This window comes from Candidatus Latescibacter sp. IFSED24 (genome assembly GCF_058273205.1).
The window spans coordinates 4,260,131-4,279,157 of the sequence record NZ_CM177850.1 but is presented as its reverse complement, the minus strand read 5'-3'; the positions used below and the strand labels follow the sequence as shown (position 1 = coordinate 4,279,157).

The window sequence follows — 19,027 nt, the reverse complement described above, 5'->3', positions numbered from 1 at the left end:
GTCGACTCATGCCGTTGACACCACATCGAGGACGAACCACGTGAGCGAAGAAACCCAAGCGCCCGAATCCCTGGTGCGACCCTGCGACATCCGCGGGTTGCTGCACTCGCATACCCGCTACGCCGACGGAGTCCATTCGCTCCGGCGCATGGTGGAGACCGCGCAACAGATCGGTCTGGAGTACCTCGGCATCACCGACCATCTCCGCTCCGCACGGCATCCCGAGGGGCTCGACGAGAGCGACGGGCTGGCGCAACACGAGGAGATCGCCGCGCTGCGCACCGAGTTCCCCGATTTCGACATCCTGCACGGCCTCGAGGTGGACGCCACCAGCGAGGGCGAGGTGCCGCTCAGCCAGGAGGTCATCGCCCAGCTCGACTACCTCCTCGTCTCGCTGCCCGAGCCCGACGGCTTCACCAAGGACGGCTACACCGACCTGGCGCTGAAGGTGGTCCGGCATCCCGCGGTGAACATCCTGAGCAAGCCGGTGGGCTGCTACATGCTCACCAAGCCGCCGGTGCCGCTGGACATGATGCGGCTCTTGAAGGCCGCCGCCGAGTTCCACACCGTGGTCGAGCTCGACGCCAATCCCGTCTGCAGCGACCTCGACGACGCGCACTGCCGCCTCGCCAGCCAGCTCGGCGTCACCATGGCCATCAATCCCAACGCGCATCGCGCGGCCAGGCTGGTGGATTACCGGCAGGGAGCGGAGATCGCCCGGGCCATGGGGCTGGACTGCAAGCAGATCGTCAACACGCTGACGGCGGCCCAGCTGCGCGAGCGGTTCCGCCGGAGCTAGGATACCGTCGACACCACCGCATCCCCTACCCACTGCTCCACGATCTGGCGCAGGGTCTTCTTGTTGACCGGCTTGCTGGCGAAGTCGTTCATGCCGGCCCGGAGGCACGCGTCGCGGTGTTCGCCGAGCACGTTGGCGGTCATGGCCACCACCGGCACCGCACCGTGCGGGTCGCCCAGCTCGCGGATGAGGCGCGTGGCCTCGAGGCCGTCCATCACCGGCATCTGGCAGTCCATGAGGATCAGATCGAAGACCGTGCCCGACGCGGCGTCCACGGCCTGGCGACCGTTCTCCGCCACGGTGACGCGGCAGCCGAGGGTCTCGAGCAGGCGCGTGGCCACCTTCTGGTTGAAGACGTTGTCCTCCACCAGCAGGACGTGGGTGCCGTCGCAGATCTGGTCGGCCTCCTCGGCGGGCACCGTTGCGACGACGGCGGCCGGATCGATGACCTGCCGGAGCACCTGGCGCAGCGTGCTGCGCCGGGCCGGCTTGTATAGCACCGCGTCCCAGCCCATGCGGGCCGGCGCGTCGTGGTGGTCGCCCAGGGGCGCCATCAGGATCAGGCGCGGACGCCCGGACGCCGGCATGCCCAGCACGGCCTGTCGCACCCTCTCCAGCAGAACGGAATCGAGCTGGCCATCGACCAGCACGACGTTGCAGGCCCGGCGGGACAGCGCCGCCAGGGTGCCGGGGACGTCGTGGTGCGCCTCGCCGCTGAGGCCGAGATCGCCGAGGTAGGCGGTCATGGCGTTGCGGGCGGCGGGGTCGATGAGCTGCACCAGGTAGCGCTTGCCCGCGAGCAGGGGGTCGGGGAGCGGTCCGCGCGTGGCGGGGATCTCGCCGGACAGTGGCAGGGTCACGGTGATGGCGGTGCCGCGCTCCTCGGCGCTCTGCACGTCGATGCGGCCGTCCATCATGGTCACCAGGCTGTGGCAGATGGCCAGGCCCAGCCCCGTGCCGCCGTACTTGCGGGTGTGCGACGCGTCGGCCTGGGTGAACTTGTCGAAGATGTGCGGCAGCTTGTCCGCGGGGATGCCGATCCCGGTGTCGGCCACCACGAAGCGGGTCTCCCCCGCGTGATGCGACACCCGCAACGCCACGTGGCCGGCCTCGGTGAACTTGATGGCGTTGTTGAGCAGGTTCAGGAGGATCTGCTTGAGGCGGACCGGGTCGCAGGTCACGCGCAGGCGCGCGCCGGGCTCGAGGTGGTAGACCAGCTCCAGGCCCTGCTGCTGCGCGTGGTAGGCCATCATGTCGACCACCTCGGACAGGAGCGCGGGCAGGTCGCTCTCCACGGGGTCGAGGGAAAGCTGGCCGGCCTCGATCTTGGAGAAGTCGAGGATGTCGTTGATGACGCCGAGGAGCGACTGGCCGGCCTGCTGGATCATCTGCAGGTAGCGCGACTGCTCGGCGGTGGGATCGAGCCCGTTGAGGATGTCCGAGAGGCCGATCACCGCATTGAGCGGCGTGCGGATCTCGTGCGACATGTTGGCCAGGAACTCGCTCTTGGCCTGGCTGCTCTGCTCGGCGGTCTCCTTGGCGAGCTGCAGGCGGGTCTCGGCGAGGAAGCGGCTGCGCGCCTGGGTGTAGAGGTCGGCGAGGCCGGCGAGGATCTGGCGGCAGCCGGTGCAGTCGGGCTGCGGCGGCTCGGGGCAGTGGGCGCCCAGCACGCCCCAGAGCGTGCCGTCGGAGGCGAAGACCGGGGCCAGCACCAGGAAGCGGGTGCCGAGGCGTCGGGCCATGGCCACGGCGATCTCGTCGTCGGGCAGGTGCTCGGGATCGGCGTAGACCACGGTCTCGCCGCGGGACAGCGGCTCGAGGGCCCAGGTCAGGCGGCGCAGGTCGTGGGTGGGCCGCGAGGGCGTGCGGCCGCCGGTCCAGAGGAAGACCTGGCGCGCCAGCCCGGCGGCCTGGTCGATCTGATAGACGAAGGTGGAGTCGGCGGCGCAGAAGCGGCCGACCTCGGCGAGCACGTCCCGCATGGCCGACTCGAACTCCGTGGCGGGACTGCGCACCAGGAGCGCCAGGCAGCGCCGCAGCGTGCGCTCGCTGCGCAGCCGCTCCTCCACCACGCGCTCGGCTTCCTTGAGGCGCGTGACGTCGGTGGCCACGCCCAGGACCTGGTCCGCGGGTCCGTCGCCCGAGGCCAGGGGCATGGACATGAGCTGCAGGAAGCGCTGTCCGCCGTCGGCGTCGACGGTGCTCAGGCCCGGATGGCGCACGGTGCGGCCCGAAGCGAGGATGCGGCGATCCATGGCGAGGGCGCGGTCGGTCGTTGCGGGGTCCCAGCCGGTCTCGTGCACCGAGCGGCCCTCCAGGTCCTCGCGGGAGCCGCCCAGGAACTCGGCGGCGGTGCGGTTGAGCAGGCAGTAGCGGCCGGCCTCGTCGCGGGCGAAGACCAGGTCGGGCAGCGCGTCGATGACCCGGCGCAGATAGGCCTGCTCGCGCGCCTGGGTATGGCCGGCCACGCCGCGGGCGAGGTCGATGCAGAGGCCGAGCAGCGGGATCAGGTAGGCGAACCACTGGAGGATGGCCATGCGGTTGAGCGCGCCGCTGTCGAGGTAGAAACCGGGATGCAGGAAGCCCACCTGGTTGACGGTCAGGGGCAGCAGCCCGGCGAGCATGGCGACCACGTAGGCGGACACCGGCTGGCGTCGCAACTCGGGGATCAGCAGACCCGCCGTGCCGGCGAAGGACAGCAGGGTCGCCGCGTGCATGAGGGTGACCTGCAGCGGGCTCGGTTCGTGGTTGCGCAGCAGCTTGAGCGAGACCGCCAGCATGACCACGCCCAGCACCACCAGGAGCAGAGGTCCCCGGCGCCGGGGCAGTCGGCGCCGCCAGCGCACGGCCATGGCGCCGGCGAGGAGCGTGGCGCCGGCCAGAGCGCTGGCGAGCTGGGTGGCGTGGAAGACCTGGCGCCGGAACATGTACTCGGGCGTGCCGCCGGGCGGCAGATCCAGGACCTGCACCGCCGCCACCAGCGCCGACATGGCCAGCGTGATGGCCAGGAGCAGGCTGGCGTTGTCCTGGCGCTGGTAGCGGCGCAGGCCGAAGTAGCAGGCCAGCCCCAGGCCGCCGCCCATGAGCAGGATGAGGTCGAGGCGCAGGACGGCGCTGTCGAGATAGTAGCCCGCGAAGTTGTCGCCCACGCCGCCCAGGTCCAGGGACTGGAAGTGGAAGCCCAGCCGGTCCATGGCGAACGGGCCCAGGGCACAGACCAGCGCCATGAGCAGGAGGCTGACGATGAAACGACGAGGCGAGTGCATGCACACCTTCTCGTGAGTCGGGCGGGGTACAGATCCTGTTTCGGCATTTCAACCGGCCAACTTAGAGTAATCCTTAACGAAGAACGATGTCGTCCGGAGGGGACGCCGCCGGCGGCGGCCGTCCACGATGGACACCCGATCCCGTGGCCGGACCAGACGGGATCGTGGCGCCAATTGACTGTTCAACAACAACTTGACCGTCGGGGCCTCCGCCTTGCACATGGCCTCGCGACCGGCCGCACCGGGCGGCCCGCGCTCGGGCTCATGGCAGCGGGCTCCACTCGCTGGCCACCGTCGGGGGACACCCGAAACCCATGCCTGGACCTCGCACCCCGGGGTCGTCCCCCGCGCCCCGGCAACCGCGATCAGGGCTCGCGCCGACCGAGGCGTGGGCGGCCCGGTCGGCCGGTCGGTCTTGCGCTCGCCGGGTGTCTGTGGCACGATGATGCGCGCGAGCAGCCGCCATGCGCCCGGCGGCCCACCCCACGCTCACGGATCCTCCCGACGTGCAGCCGCACCCGTTCGACCGCGTTCGCCCGTTTGCCGGCGGCCGTCGCGGTGGAGGGCGCCATGACTGCATCCGGCCACTCGCTGGCGCGCGAGGCCGCGCCGTCGCCAGCGCCGGCGGCCACGACGCCGCTGCATGCGCTGCCCGTGGATCGTCCGGTCTTCTGGCGCGCCTGTCATGCGCTCCAGCGCGAGGACACCGCCGCCGCCGCCGCGCCGCTGGCCTGGCTGCTCAAGGACCTTGCCACGCTGCCGCCGTCGCTGACCGTGCCGCCGCGACGTCCGTGCGGTCCTGCGCCCCCCGCCGACCTCTTCGCCCGCCCCGGCCCCTGGGAGCTGGTGCCCGACCCGGTGCGTCCCCGCGTGGCCGAGACCGCCGAGCTGGTCTGCCACGTGCTGTACCGGCGCCAGCGGTGGGACGAGCTGGCGGCCTGGACCGACGAGATCGCGCGCCGCGGCCTCGCCCCGCCCGGAGCGGTCTTCCCCGCGCTCTGCCGCGCCTCGTCCATGACCTGCAAGGGGCGGATCCGCGAGGCCCGGCTGGTGTTCGAGGAGCTGCTGCGCCTGCATCCCGACCTGCCGATCCGCCACCGCGCCCACCTGCTGCAGAACTACGGCCTGACCCTCTCCCAGCTCGGCGAGTTCCGCCGCGGCCGCGACCTGGTGGCCGAAGCGGTGTCGCTGCGCCGCGCCACCCAGGACACCTGGTACCTGGGCGTGACGCTCATCGGCCTGGGCCTGATCGAGCTGCGCAACTTCCGCCTGGCCGACGGCGAGGCCGACCTGCGCGAGGCCGTGGCGGCGCTCGACGCCCACGGCCGCCGCGTCCTGGCCAACCAGGCGCGCTTCAACCTGGCCATCGCGCTCTACAAGCAGGCCCGCACCGGCGAGGCCCGCGCACTGGTCGACCGCATCGAGCACGAGCTGCGCGAGAGCGGCGACGCCCAGGCCTGGCTGCAGACCCGGCTGACCCGATGCAAGATCCACCTGGTGGACGGCGACGCGGCCCCCGCGCTGGCCGTTGCCCGCGAGGTGGAGACCGAATGCGCGCGGCGCCAGTTCCAGCGCGAGCGCGGCCTGGCGGTGGAGATCCAGGGCGACGCGCTCCTTCTGCAGGGCCGCCAGGAGGCGGCGCGGCGACGCTTCGTACGCGCCCTGGTCATGGCCCAGCGCCAGGCCCCGGGCGGCGACCTGGCCGCGGGCCTCAAGCGCCGCCTGGGTGAGGTGGCCCTGCTCGCCGGCGACCTGGACGAGGCCGTGCGCCACCTCGAGGACGCGCTGCTCACCTCGCGCGCCGCCGGCGAGGCGTTCGAGGAGGTGGTGAGCGGCCGGCTGCTGGCCGAGGCCCGGCGCGAACGCGGCCAGCCGTCGCGGGCCCGCGAGGCGGCGCAGCGGTCGGTGGCCTGTGCCCGGGTCCACGGCTGCACGCTGGAGCTGGCGCGGTCGCTGCTGGAGGAAGCCCGTGCCGAGGGCGCGCTGGCCGGTCACGGTCATGGCGGCGACCGCGAGACCGCATGGGCCCGCGCCGCCGAGGCGCGCCAGCTCGCAGGCGCACTGGGCTTCCGCCGCGACCGCGACCGCTGCGACCGCTTCCTGGCCCGCCTGCGCGAGACCTGGCGCGCGGCCTGGGTGTGGTCGGGCGGTCCGCCGCCACCCGAATCGCTGGACGGCGGCAGCGAACCCGCGTTCGTGGCCTCGTCGCCCGCCATGGCCACCGCCGCCCAGGCCATGGCCGCCGCCGCCGCAAGTCGCGATCCGGTCCTGATCTCCGGCGAGACCGGCACCGGCAAGGAAGTGGCGGCGCACCGGATCCACGGTCTGGGCCTGCGCCGGCGCGGTCCGCTGGTGGCGGTGAACTGCGCCGCCGTACCGGGCGACCTGTTCGAGCGCGAGTTCTTCGGCCACGCCCCCGGCGCGTTCACAGGCGCCGAGGACGGGGCCCGGGGCCTGGTGGAGCAGGCCCACGGCGGCACGCTGTTCCTGGACGAGGTGGGCGACATGCCCGCCGGCCTGCAGGCCAAGCTGTTGCGGCTGGTGCAGGAGGGGACGTTCCGCCGGCTGGGCGACCCGGCCGAGCGGCGCGTGGACCTGCGGGTGATCGCCGCCACCAACGTCGACCTGCCGGACCGGGTGGCGCGCGGCGAGTTCCGGCGCGACCTGTTCTTCCGCCTGGCGGTGCTCGAGGTCGCGCTGCCGCCGCTGCGCGACCGCGGCTGCGACGTGCTGAACCTGGTGAAGGCGTTCGTCCGCCGCGGCCTCGGCGAGGGCATCGCGCCGGAGGACGTGCTGGCGCCGGCGGCGCTGTCGGCGCTGTCGGGCTACGACTGGCCGGGGAACGTGCGCGAGCTGGAGGCGCTGATCCGCCGGGCGTGCCTCTTCGCGCGGTCGGGACAGCGGCTGCCCGTGGGGATGCTGCCGGGGGGGCTGCAGGAGGTCATGGAGTGGCAGACCCGTGGGGTCGACCAGGCTGCGGATGAAGGGACGTTGGCGTTCCAGATGGCGCGGGCGGAACGTGAGGCGATCGGAGAGGCGCTGGCCGCCGCCAGAGGGAATCGTTCGCAGGCGGCGCAGACGCTGGGGATCAGCCGGAAGGCGCTGTACGCCAAGATGGAGCGGCTAGGGCTGGGGTGAGGTCGAGGATTCGGGGCGGTCGGGTGGGTGGTTCCGGGGGACTCCGAGCGGTGGTTGAGAATTTGGCGGTCGTCTTGACTGGACATGGGCCGTTGGTTATATTGCCGATCCGCTCGCTGGGCCCTGGACTCTCATCCCTGGACTTCGCATCCGGGCTTGGCGGGCAACTTACCGCGAATAGAGGCTCCTCCGTAGCTCAATGGTAGAGCATTCGGCTGTTAACCGAAGGGTTGTTGGTTCAAGTCCAACCGGAGGAGCCAGATCTTTTTGTAGGGAAATCCACTGATGATGGAGTTAACAGAGAGGCCGCCTTCGGGCGGTTTTTTCATGCTGGTAAGTTGCTGGTTTCAAAGGGTTAGCGGGAGTGGATTTTTCGGTTGGGATCTCAGTCGATTCTCAGAATGGTTTGTTCTGCGTCCAATCCGGACCCCCAGACTATATTGTTCTGAAATTCTGAGATTCTGTGCCTTGGGCCAAAAAGGTTAACAGCCCACTCCCCCGAGATGCCACACCATATATCAATCCGCGTCATACTCAGTCGCCTCCACCATGTGGCAAAAGACAACCTAGTAGGCGAATCGTTGGACTGGAGCGAGCACACGTTCATCCAGGCGCTAGCTACAGAAACGGACGGCCTCTTTCTGGTCTTCCGCTTGCCGCTGGACGGGGCATTTGAGCATGAGGGAACTGGTTGCGGCCTGGGGTACGGATTGGGCGACGGCCAGATCCGCTGCTGGATTGGTTCTGAAGAAGATGAGTGGGATCTTTTAAGCCCTGAGTTTCAGATGGCTGTCCAACCCATCATGGGTGCTGCAAAGAGTGGCGACATTCTGGTGCTGAGGCGAAACAGTAGTGAAACGCTGGCCAGCGAAAGCGCATCTGAACAGGTTGTACCGCTGGTAGAGAGTCTCAGTGCATCACCCAATCCTTTCAATCCTCAGACGAATATTCGATTCGTGATACCTTCTGATGGAGATGTTGCGTTGAGGGTTTTCGATATCCGAGGCTACTTGGTTCGGACTCTCGTCTCTGGCTCGCTTAAGGCTGGGGCGCATACTGTGACCTGGAATGGGTGTGATAGCCGTGGCCGGCCACAAGCCAGCGGAGTATATCTAATGCTCCTTGAGTCTGGAACAGTTCGATTGACACAAAGGCTGATGCTATTGCAATGAATGAGCTTGGGGGGCCGGGTATAGCCTGGTCCCCCATGGTCGCAACCGAACGAGAGATCTAGCATGATGCGAATGGTAGTCTTTGGCTCACGAACTATAGTGCTGCTCTGCCTTCTTGTATCTTCTGCCTGGACCCGCACCTGGACAGTAGAGAGGGATGGGACGGGAGAGTTCATGATTATCCAGGAGGCAGTAAATGTTGCTTCCTCCGGGGACACAATTCAAATCGGCCCTGGGCGATACGACAATAAACAGTTTTTTTCCTGTCCTGGATGGTCAGACAGCGTTCGGGTCGTTGTGTCTCAACATGAGCTAACGCTTATTGGTTCAGGTCCTGAGACAATCATTGGACAGGTTGAGCCCTGGGACCTGGAGCAGGGTAATCACAAGGGGATCATTACTGGAGACTACCTGGGCAACAAAATTATTAGGATTGAGAAGTTGCACATGGAGAACATGCACCATGCTTTTTATTCTAGTTATGAAAGCGACGGAGCCGACACCGTTATAGCACGTAATTGCTCATTCTACGGTAACTGGATATCCGCTTTCATGGCTGGCGACCGTGGGTCTGCAAGGATAGAGGATTGCTTATTTAATCATATGGCCCGAGATGGCATTCACGTTTATGCCAATGGTCAAGGCGAACTTGTAATTAGTGACTGCCTATTTAGGCTATGGGATGTACACACGTGGTCGCAAATGCATCTTGGATTTTATAATGTGCTAAACGCCAACATCCAAAACTGTGAATTCTATGAAGGAGCTGTTGGCGCGACAATTGTTTTTGGTGGAAACACTGCTTTTGCAAACTGCTTATTCGATGGTCAAAGTAATGTTTGCCTATCCCCATCTATTCAATCAAGCGTAACGGTCACTTCCTGCTATTTTCGCAATCAGGACAATGTGATAAAATCTTCTTCATCGGATAATTTTATACAATTGAACAGCTCTATTATTGAAAGTGTATCAGACTGTTCCATCTATTTGTCGCATATAGGGCCTATTTCAGTCCATGCTTGTGATATTGCAAGAGGTGAAAGAGGTGCCGTCTGGGTGGAAGATCGCCTGGGCTGCACAGACCCCGTTGTCTTGGATATGACGGATAACTACTGGGGTACGGATAATTCCGACAGCATCGCGGCTTGGATTCGAGATTTCAACGACAGTGATCAAGCGTGTTATATCGTAAACTTCGAGCCTTTCAGGGATGAATCCACTCCCGCTGAGACCAAGAGCCTAAGTGACTTAAAGGACCTATTCCGGTAGCGCATTCTTGCACCTTTATATGCTGCGCTAGACAGAAGAATTCTCAGAATCCTTCCGCTTCTACGTCCAAGCGGGGGAGCCAGTTCTTATAGTAGTGGAAAACTGAGGTGGCACAGGCAGGCTTGAGGGCCTGCTTTTTTGATGGCCATAAGTTGCTGGAATCAAACGGTTACGGGGATGTGTCCGCGCAGGCTGCCCTACTATCGAATCATTTTGGCTAACTCAGACAGACCGCAGACCCACTGCTATTCTCTATGATTCTTAGTTTCTGTGCCCGCCGGCATTTTGGTTAACACAGACCTACCCTATTTCCCTCCTATTTGATGACACCTGTATTCCAATTGGTGCTAGGCTTCTTCGGCAGCCCACACCTCGCTCGTCTCCGTGGGCAAACTCCTGCCGGACATCACAGAGGCTGTGTCTAGCCTTATTGTAGCCGATTTCGAGACGCCCCGTCGCGAATCCGACCACGTGTTGGGCTCTCGGCGGCCTGCCATACAGAAAGGATACCCAAAGGAGGAGATCATGATAGGCCTCCATATGCGTCTCGTGCTCGCGCTATTTGGCTGCGTCTTCCTCGCAACTGCCGCTCATAGCCAAGGCGGTTCCGAGCCGATTGTGCTGACGGAGGACATTGTGCTCGAGGCCGATCTCGTCTTCGAGGGCGACGGCTTCGTTGTCGCCGCCGATGGGATCACGATCGACGGCAACGGGCACCGGATTCAAGGCAGCGGCGTTGGCCGCGGTATAGTCGTAGACGGCTACGCGGGAGTTACAGTCACGAGCGTATTCGCTTCGGGCTTCGCGACCGGTATCTCAGTCGATCACGGTGATGGCAATACGCTTGAATTCAATCTGCTAGTGAACAACCAGGTTGGCGTAAGGATCGGCGAGTTCGGCCAGACAACCCTCGCTCAGAACGTGATCCGCGACAACCAAATGGGAATCAACACCCTCTCGTCTTTCAACAGCATCTACCACAACATCATCTGGGGGAACGACGATCAGATCGAGGACGCCGGCGGCAACATCTGGGCCGATCCGGTGGATGGAATCGGCAACCTGTGGAGCAACTACTGGGGTTTCGACAACGGCGCCGCGGGCCGACTTGCTGGCGACTACTTGGGTGACACGGCTATCCCTCATGAGAACGTCGATTTGAACCCGGCGATATCGCCATTCTGGCGAGAGGGAGGTGAGATCAGTCCGTTTTGGGGTATGCCTTCCTATTTGGTATGGCGTGGCGGTTGGTCCCCCGTCGGAGTGCGTTTCCTTAACAATCATGGGCTCGAATTATCGGCAACCGCAAACGGACTGGGCCTCCGCGGCTTCTATGCCGAGGACGAGACCGTCAACCCTGGAACCAAGCTAGTCCAGATGCTCATCAACGCCGAGCCGGACAGCGCCTCGGCGGACGGCATCCACACCTTCGAGATGACTGCGCAGGACGACCTGGACTTCTGGATGGAATGGTACGTCGGCTCCAACGGCGAGGTCGATCTCGTACGCAGGATTGAAGGCGTACCCATGAAAGCCGGCCAGACCTACCACGTCGATGTGGGGATCGAGGCAACGACCGATCCTGAAACTGGACGGACGGTCCTCCTGACCGAGGAGAACCCCGTGAGCACGCTGAGCGGGGGCTCGGTGATTACGGGAAGCGTTTCTCTCGAATCTGATCTGACGATCACCGGCACGCCATTGGTCGTCGCCGGCAACGGCGTGACCCTGGATGGACAATTCAACACGATCCTCGGCAGTGGCGGCGTGGCTGTTCTCTGCTGCGGCAATGACAACGTGATCGAGGGAAACGATTTTAGCCCGTCAGGCTTGCCTGGCTGGACTGGCGTGGAGATCCTCGGCGACGGCAATACGATCGCCGCCAACGTGCTCCGTGATGGGAGCACGGGTATCCTCCTCAGTAGTGGCTCCGGAAACGTCGTCGTGGGCAACATCATCCGAGACAACCAGCTTGGAGTATCCGCGACGGCGGTGGGGAACCGGATCTACGGAAACATCCTCTTCAACAACGACGTGCAGGTCGAGGATTCCGGAGACAACCTCTGGATCGACCCAGACCTCCAATTCGGCAACTACTGGAGTGACTACTGGGGAGTCGATGATGGTAGCGTAGGGCGGCTCCAAGGCGACTACATCGGTGACACGGATCTGCCGCACTGGGATGTCGACTCGAATCCGTTGATCACGCTGGCGCCTATCGAGCCTCCCGAGGACGACCCACTAATGCGGTGTTGGTGGTTGGATAACCCATACTTAGTCTGGCGCGGCGGTTGGTCTCCCGTGGAAATTGAATTAGTGGACAACTTCGGCGATCGTCTCTCATCGACAGTCAACGAAATCGGACTTGGCGGTCTCTATTCAGAAGACGAGTTGGTTCAACCAGGTACAAAGTTGGTCAACGCGTTGATGTTGTCCCGGCCCGACGGCTTATCTCCGGACGGAATCTACTCGCTAAAGATCGATGCGCTAGCGAACCTGGATTTCTGGCTCGACTGGTACGTGGGGGTCGGCGATTCGGTGCTAGTGGAACAGAAAATCGACGACGTATGGATGCCCAGTGGCCAGTCATGGCACGTAGACGTCGGTATAGAGACGGTCTTCGACCCCGAGACGGGTGACACGACCATGGTCGTGACGAAGAACCCACTTTCCACGCTCAGCCCCGGATCGATGCTCACGCGAAGCATCACTCTCGAGTCAGATCTGGTGTTTGACGGGACCGGGTTCGTCGTGGTTGGAGACAGCGTCACCGTTGACGGAAATGGGCACGTAATTACCGGAGGTGGTCCCGACTACGGGTACGGCGTCTACGTCTCCGGCGCCAACAACGCAAAGGTGACACATCTCTATATCACGGGATTCACCCAAGGAGTGGTAGTCAGTTACGATGGTGGCGCCTTGATTACCGACAACGTGTTCTACGGGAATGTTGTAGGCATCTCGCTCGGTGGCGACAGTCAGAATATCGTCACCCGCAACTACATCCGGGATAACAGCATGGGGTTGGCGCTGCTGAATACGACGAGTTGGATCTACAACAACACGATCCTCGATCCCTGCCTTGAATCGGACCAGACCAACATCTGGGTGAACACCGACGAGGGTGTCGGCAACTACTGGATCGACTACTGGGGCCAGGACGACGGCAGCGGTGATGGTACGGCCGGGGATTTCATTGGAGACACCGATATTCCGTATGACGGGAAAGACAATCTACCCCTCCTTGCGCCTGAACTGCCGGCCATGCCCGGTGGGTATATCCGTGACGGGTGGTGGCTACACAATTCATACCTCATCTGGCGCGGAGGCTGGTCCCCCGTCGAGATCCAGGTAACGGACAATCAGGGGCGGGTTCTCTCCGCCACAACCAATGAAATGGGCCTGGGTGGCTACTTCAAGGAGAACGAGACAGTCGAGCCTGGCTCGAAGCTGGTTCAAGCGATAGTGATTCCCAGCCCGGAGCAGGGCGCAGAGAACGGTATCTATACCTTCGAAATGACGGCCATTGAGGACCTGGACTACTGGATGGAGTGGTACGTAGTCTCTCCCGATGGGGTGGTCATGTACCAGAACACCGTCGAGGTACCGCTCGCGGCTGGAGAGACACGACGTGTCGCCACCGACTTTGAGGTGGTCCTAGATCCGGAAACGGGCGACTACATCACGACCATTGCCCGGCGAGTCGTAGCCCTTGACGTACTGCCTGGCACCTGTCCGAACGCTCTTGATCCGTTCATTCCGGATGTGCTGCCTGTGGCAATCCTGGGAACGCCGGATTTCGATCCGAGTCTAATTGACCAGCTCACGATCAACCTGCTGGGCGTCACTCCGCTGGCCGTTAGTCTCGCAGATGTCGGCAAGCCGGCGAACGATCCTCAGGATATGTGTGACTGCACGACTGGCACTGACGGTGTGTTGGATCTCTCTCTGGAGTTTGACCGTCAGGCCATTGCGGACGCGATGGTCGGACTCGTCAGCGGCGGCCAGATAATCCTGGAGCTAAACGCGGACCTGACAGACGGCACCAAGATCGTCGGCTGGGACTGCCTGCTGATCCCACAAACTGGCTCGATTGTCGGAAGTGTGCTGGCGGACTGCCCCGCACCGGGAACCGCACTCAACGGTGTAGTCGTCGACGCCTATGACGCGGTGACGGGTGACCTGGCGGCAAGCGGCGAGACCGGAGACTCGGGCAGCTATTTCATTCCGGATCTGCCCGTCGGCGACTACGTCGTTTCAGTGATGACGCCGTTGGGTTACGCCGCAGCGGTGCAGGACATCCCCGCGACGGTCTTTGGCACCCACGTTGCGTCAGCAGACTTTGTCTTGACCTGCACCGAACCAACGGGCAACCCACGCGGAACGGGATTCTGGAAGCACCAGGTCGGCGTGGCGACCGGAGGTAACGGGAACGCACAGCTAACCGGCGGCGAACTCTGCGCATTCCTGGATAACATCGAAGCCCACTTCAACAGCAACTCGGTCAACCAGGTTGTCGTGTACGAACCGCCTGATTCCGACGAGTGCGCGGACAAGCTCGAGGTCGCCAAAAGCCTCCTGAACCTGCGCGGCCAACAAGAGCCGATCGCGCGGGCGCGGCAGCACTTCATGGCGTTACTGCTGAATGCTTCCGCCGGATACCTGTCGTTGCCGGCTGAAGTGAGTGAGGACGGCGCGACACTGTCACAGGCCATCACGTACTGCGATCTGATCATCGACGATTCGGGCGGTGACTATGAGCTGGCCAAGGACATTGCCGAGACGATAAATCGAGGTCAGTTGGTGGATGGCGACGTAATCCCGCTGGATATTGAGCAGATCGCGTACCGGAGGCCCGAGGGGGCAGTGCCGAACACCTATGCGCTCGAGCAGAATGCGCCCAATCCATTCAATCCGGCGACGCGGATTGCATTCACTGTACCTCAGGAATGCCGGGTGCAGATCTGTGTCTATGACGTCTCTGGGAGGCGCGTGGCGGTGCTCGTGGATGAGTTCAAGCCTGCCGGTAGATATGAGATTTTATGGAATGGGACGGACGACTCAGGTAGGCGAATGGCTTCTGGAGCGTACTTCTGCCGGATGCAGGCGAGTGGGTACATCGAGACGACGAGGATGACGTTGGTGAAGTAGGAATTGCTGCAACTCAACACTTGCCCGCCGGCCTCCCCGCTGGCGGGCTGATTCTTGGGGTCCGTCCATCGCCTGCGGCCCCGCTAGCGGTGCTGTATTGGTCCACCGATTTTAAATAACTCCATCATCTTTATAATCCGTTGTCGAAAAATGTGTTACAATCGACATGCTCCTTCCCCGCAGACATCTTAGGAGCAAGCCATGTCGTCCTATCCTGTCCTTTCGGAATATCCCATCCGCCCGGTATCCTGAGGATTTTAGACTGTTGCGGCCATTCTCAGAATCTTCCGCTTCTACGTCCAAGCAGGGGAGCCAGTTCTTCTAGTAGCGGAAAACTGAGGTGGCACAGGCAGGCTTGAGGGCCTGCTTTTTTAATGGTCATAAGTTGCTGGAATCAAAAGGTTACGGGGATGGGTCCGCGTAGGCTACTCTACTATCGAATCATTTTGGTTAACTCAGACAGACCGCAGACCCACGGCTATTCTCTATGATTCTCATTTTCTGTGCTCGCCGTCATTTTGGTTAACACAGACCTAGGCTATTTTCCATCTATTTGATGACTTTTGTGTTTCATCTTCTGGTTGATTTCGATATAGTCCCACCATAAACATCACCATATTCCGACTCAATCCATGAGCATTGCCCCCTTCCGCAATACTAGCAATCAAAAGCGCAACTACTCTTCGACAATAGCACTGATTAGATCTCAATCATTAATCGACCTGGAGGTTATCGAATGAATTCACATTCTATCGTCTTTCGAACGATTCGGATCGTTATTCTCTCGCTCACAGTGTTGGTAACATCCCTACATGCTTGTCCAGGCTACGCTGACTTCGACTTCCCAGGAAATGAGCGAGGAGTCGTTCTCAATGGTTCGGTCGCTTATGTAATGGCTGCTGCTAGTGGCGTTCACGTTGTTAACGTCGCTGACCCTTATTCGCCAGAATTGGTTGCGACCCTAGATACGCCAGTTAACGCACGCACTGCCGTCTATAGCAGCGGTCTATTGTATGTCGCCGATCTTGGTGGCGGTGTAAGAATCATAGACGTCTCAACGCCCGAACAACCAGAACACGTTGGTTCGGTTGGGTCCGTGGATTATGCTCACGATCTTTTCTTGGACGGAAACTTACTGTATGTAAGTTGCTACTATGAAGGCACCAAGATCATCGATGTGAGCGATCCAGCGTCGCCATCATTGGTCGGCCAGGTTGATGATACGTATCAGACTTGGGGCCTGGATAAGTCGGGTAACTACCTGTTCGTTGCCGTCAAGAGCACGACCAATGCGGGTGAGCTGGTCGTCTTCGATGTGAGCGATCCGGCTGTACCGTTCATTGCCGCCCGGCTGACCGTGCCTGGAGAAGCGCGAGACGTTGCAATTGATGGAGTTTACGCGTACTTGGTTACGATGAGTTCGGATACTAGTCTACGACATTTGCGGGTGATCAACGTCGATAACCCAATCGATCCTACAATTGTGAACTCACTGCAAATTCCCGGCGGTCTGGACATCAGGATCGATGGCGATGTTGCGTTCGTATCTGCACAAGCTGCTGGAATCGGTGCAATAGACATCTCTAATCCGGAGGCACCTTCGATCATCGAATGGCTTGATACGCCGGGTGACACCCGCGGTTTTGACTATAATAGCGAGTTCATTTTCGCAGGTGGAATAGATAGTGGCCTCCAGGTTGTGCCGAAGAGTTGTCTCGTAGAAGAGTCTGAGGATTTTGAATTCCTTGCTGCCATTGGATCTTCTACATACTACCGATACACTGGTCCTCGTACTACATGGACGAATGCACAAGCGATCTGTGAAGCAGCTGGGGGGAATCTGATATCGATCGGCAGTCAAGAGGAGAACGATATCGCATTAGCCGCTGCGTCAGTTGCGGAAACAGATCGTATTTGGATTGGATTCACCGATGAAGAGGTAGAAGGCGAATGGGTTTGGTCGGATGGCTCTCCTGTTACTTATACGAACTGGAATGACGGTGAACCAAACAATAATTACGATGAAGACTACGCTATATTGTATGGAGACGACACCGGAAACCCCGGAGCGTGGAATGATTCACGTCAAGATACGTCGGATCTATGGCGGCAGTTTGTGATGGAGGTAGATGACAATTCACAGATGCCAGACATGAGTATTTCCGCGAGGGTATCCGATGAAGGCAGTATAGCGTTAGATACTGTTTTCTTGGTCGAGCATCTACCTCTTGACTGGCAGAGCATACATATTATCTACGGGGATGGTGAAGATAGTCTGTACAATGGAAATGGAAGTAGCTTTAAATATATGAATCACGGATACGGCGAACCAGGCAACTATGTCGCATCATGTATCGTTGAAATTGATGGCACGCAGTACACACTGCCGAGCATTGAACTTACCTTGACTGATTTCGACGCTAGTATAGATGGCTATGGTTTTACAAACGGTGAACTAGTCGATGCTATAGCAGCGATTGAGGGCTCTGCGGTGGAATTGGCAATGGATTACTATACAACTCTCTCCTTGCCTTATGAGCTTGTCGAGTGGCTGGTGCATCAATTGCCGATCGGGTATTGTTCCGGCATGGCATCGTCGGTGGGTGACTATTTTATCAGTAACGAAGTTCCCGACGGCTTCGCGAACGTCGCTCTAGTTCCCCGTACAGATGCCGAAGAGCAAACTCGCATCATGGGCCGACACGCCATCTATAATGCATGGAACACAATAGCAGATATCGAGGTTTGGGCGGAGCATGGGTGGTGTTGTGACGATATATATTTAGATGATGCAATGGAATCTGTCGAGACCGCACTAGGTGAGAACGAACCAATAGCGTGCTCGTTCAGGTACTTTCCTTTTGGCGAGCAACACTGGAAAAAGGCACATACTTTGTTGGTGGTCGGCCACATTGATAATGGAGAGTATCATCGGCTTATAATCCACGATAATCGAGAAATTGGCCAACTACGTTACGGAGATTTGAAACCACATAATGGGGGTTATAGTTTCTCGGGTAATTATTTTGATGTAGAGCTGCGGGCTCTGATATTCGCTGATCCAGTTGTCGGGAGATATATGCCGGGTTTAGGCGATCTGCTTGAAGCTTATGCTAGTGATTTATCTCGTCGAGTATCTGAAGGTTTCTCTTCGATTCTAGTTCATTGTCCGGTCGAAGCATATATTGAAGATATAGAAGGTAATAGAGCAGGAATTGTGGACGGTCAAATAATCCATGAGATCGAAGGTGTGTCCTTCAGCAATGCGGACAGTTCATGGAGTTTCAATGTACCCGCTTCACTAGATTGCAGCCTCAACATTAACGGATTAGGAAGTGGAACCGCGGCGACATCGTGGATATCGGCAACTAATGAGGGCAGCGTATTGCTTCAAGCATATGAAGTCGAAGTTCAGTCCGAAACACATGTCTCGATTGAGTACGATCCGGTGACTGCAGAATTCATCTGCGAAGTAGATTACGACAATGACGGCACCATAGACGGATACCCCGAACCTACTGCTGAGGAAGTATTGTTTGTTGATGGTGTTGCGGTTGGCATTGGTGACCTACCAAACGCCGATCAGGTCCATTTGGAAGTCCAGCCGAATCCTTTCAACCCAAGAACGACTATCGTTTACTCCATACACACAGCAGGACCAGTCAGACTTCGCATTTATGACCTCAAGGGTCATCTGGTTGCCACACTAGTCGATGAACCTCTCGCCTCCGGTCGGCATGAAGTCTTGTGGGCAGGCACCGACTCGAACGGTCGCGCCGTGCCCAGCGGCGTCTACCTCTCCCGCCTGGAATCCAACGGCCAGGTGGCGCATGGGAGGATGACGCTGGTCAGGTAGGAAGCTATCAATCCGAACACTAGCCCGCCGGCCTCCCCGCTGGCGGGCAATCTCTTGGGGGCGGCAGGCGATTGCAGGCTGAGCTTTCTCACTATTGGACCTCAGGAAGCCCGTACTCGGTACGAAGCCGAATAGGAGGGAAACCGACTACCAGGATCGCTATATTACTCGCTATTTGCGGACACCTGTACTCCCCTATTTGATACGCTCCCCCCGCAGCCCACACCTCGCTCGTCTCCGTGGGTCGACACATGCCGGACATCCTCGCGGCTGCCTCCGTGCCTGTCTGCACTCATTCCGACATAGATTGCGACGACCGATCGAACCGTGGGCAACCTGCCACTTGTCTGCGCGTTCATTGCTCGCCGCGTATCGA

At 60.7% G+C, this 19,027-nt stretch carries 7 protein-coding genes and 1 tRNA gene; 7 read left to right on the top strand and 1 reads right to left on the bottom strand.

The window, feature by feature from the left end:
• The first annotated feature begins 40 nt into the window (after positions 1–40).
• Positions 41–799, top strand: a complete 759-nt coding sequence (locus IFSED24_RS17065; RefSeq protein WP_491332686.1) for a PHP domain-containing protein — start codon at positions 41–43, stop codon at positions 797–799.
• Here IFSED24_RS17065 and IFSED24_RS17060 read toward each other — a convergent pair.
• Positions 796–4,065 (bottom strand): ATP-binding protein, encoded by a 3,270-nt coding sequence (locus tag IFSED24_RS17060; RefSeq protein WP_491332685.1) that lies wholly within the window; start codon positions 4,063–4,065, stop codon positions 796–798. The genes IFSED24_RS17065 and IFSED24_RS17060 overlap by 4 nt on opposite strands.
• Before the next feature lie 570 nt (positions 4,066–4,635).
• Between IFSED24_RS17060 and IFSED24_RS17055 the strand changes: the two genes are divergently transcribed.
• The 6 genes from IFSED24_RS17055 to IFSED24_RS17030 all read left to right on the top strand — a co-directional run bounded on the left by IFSED24_RS17055 (position 4,636) and on the right by IFSED24_RS17030 (position 18,651).
• The gene (locus tag IFSED24_RS17055) at positions 4,636–7,203 is read left to right on the top strand and encodes a sigma 54-interacting transcriptional regulator (RefSeq protein ID WP_491332684.1); all 2,568 of its coding nucleotides are present in this window, start codon (positions 4,636–4,638) and stop codon (positions 7,201–7,203) included.
• A 185-nt stretch (positions 7,204–7,388) separates the two neighbouring features.
• Positions 7,389–7,463 (top strand) — tRNA-Asn (locus IFSED24_RS17050).
• A gap of 321 nt (positions 7,464–7,784) precedes the next feature.
• Positions 7,785–8,375, top strand: coding sequence for a FlgD immunoglobulin-like domain containing protein (locus IFSED24_RS17045; RefSeq protein ID WP_491332683.1), 591 nt, complete (start codon positions 7,785–7,787; stop codon positions 8,373–8,375).
• A gap of 174 nt (positions 8,376–8,549) precedes the next feature.
• A complete protein-coding gene (locus IFSED24_RS17040) occupies positions 8,550–9,644 on the top strand; it encodes a right-handed parallel beta-helix repeat-containing protein (protein ID WP_491332682.1) in 1,095 nt (364 codons plus the stop codon).
• 525 nt (positions 9,645–10,169) lie between these two features.
• Entirely contained in the window at positions 10,170–14,795 is a 4,626-nt protein-coding gene (locus IFSED24_RS17035; protein WP_491332681.1) for a NosD domain-containing protein, read from the top strand.
• A 736-nt stretch (positions 14,796–15,531) separates the two neighbouring features.
• On the top strand, positions 15,532–18,651 hold the full coding sequence (locus tag IFSED24_RS17030; RefSeq protein ID WP_491332680.1) for a lectin-like protein: 3,120 nt from the start codon (positions 15,532–15,534) through the stop codon (positions 18,649–18,651).
• The last annotated feature ends 376 nt before the right edge of the window (positions 18,652–19,027 follow it).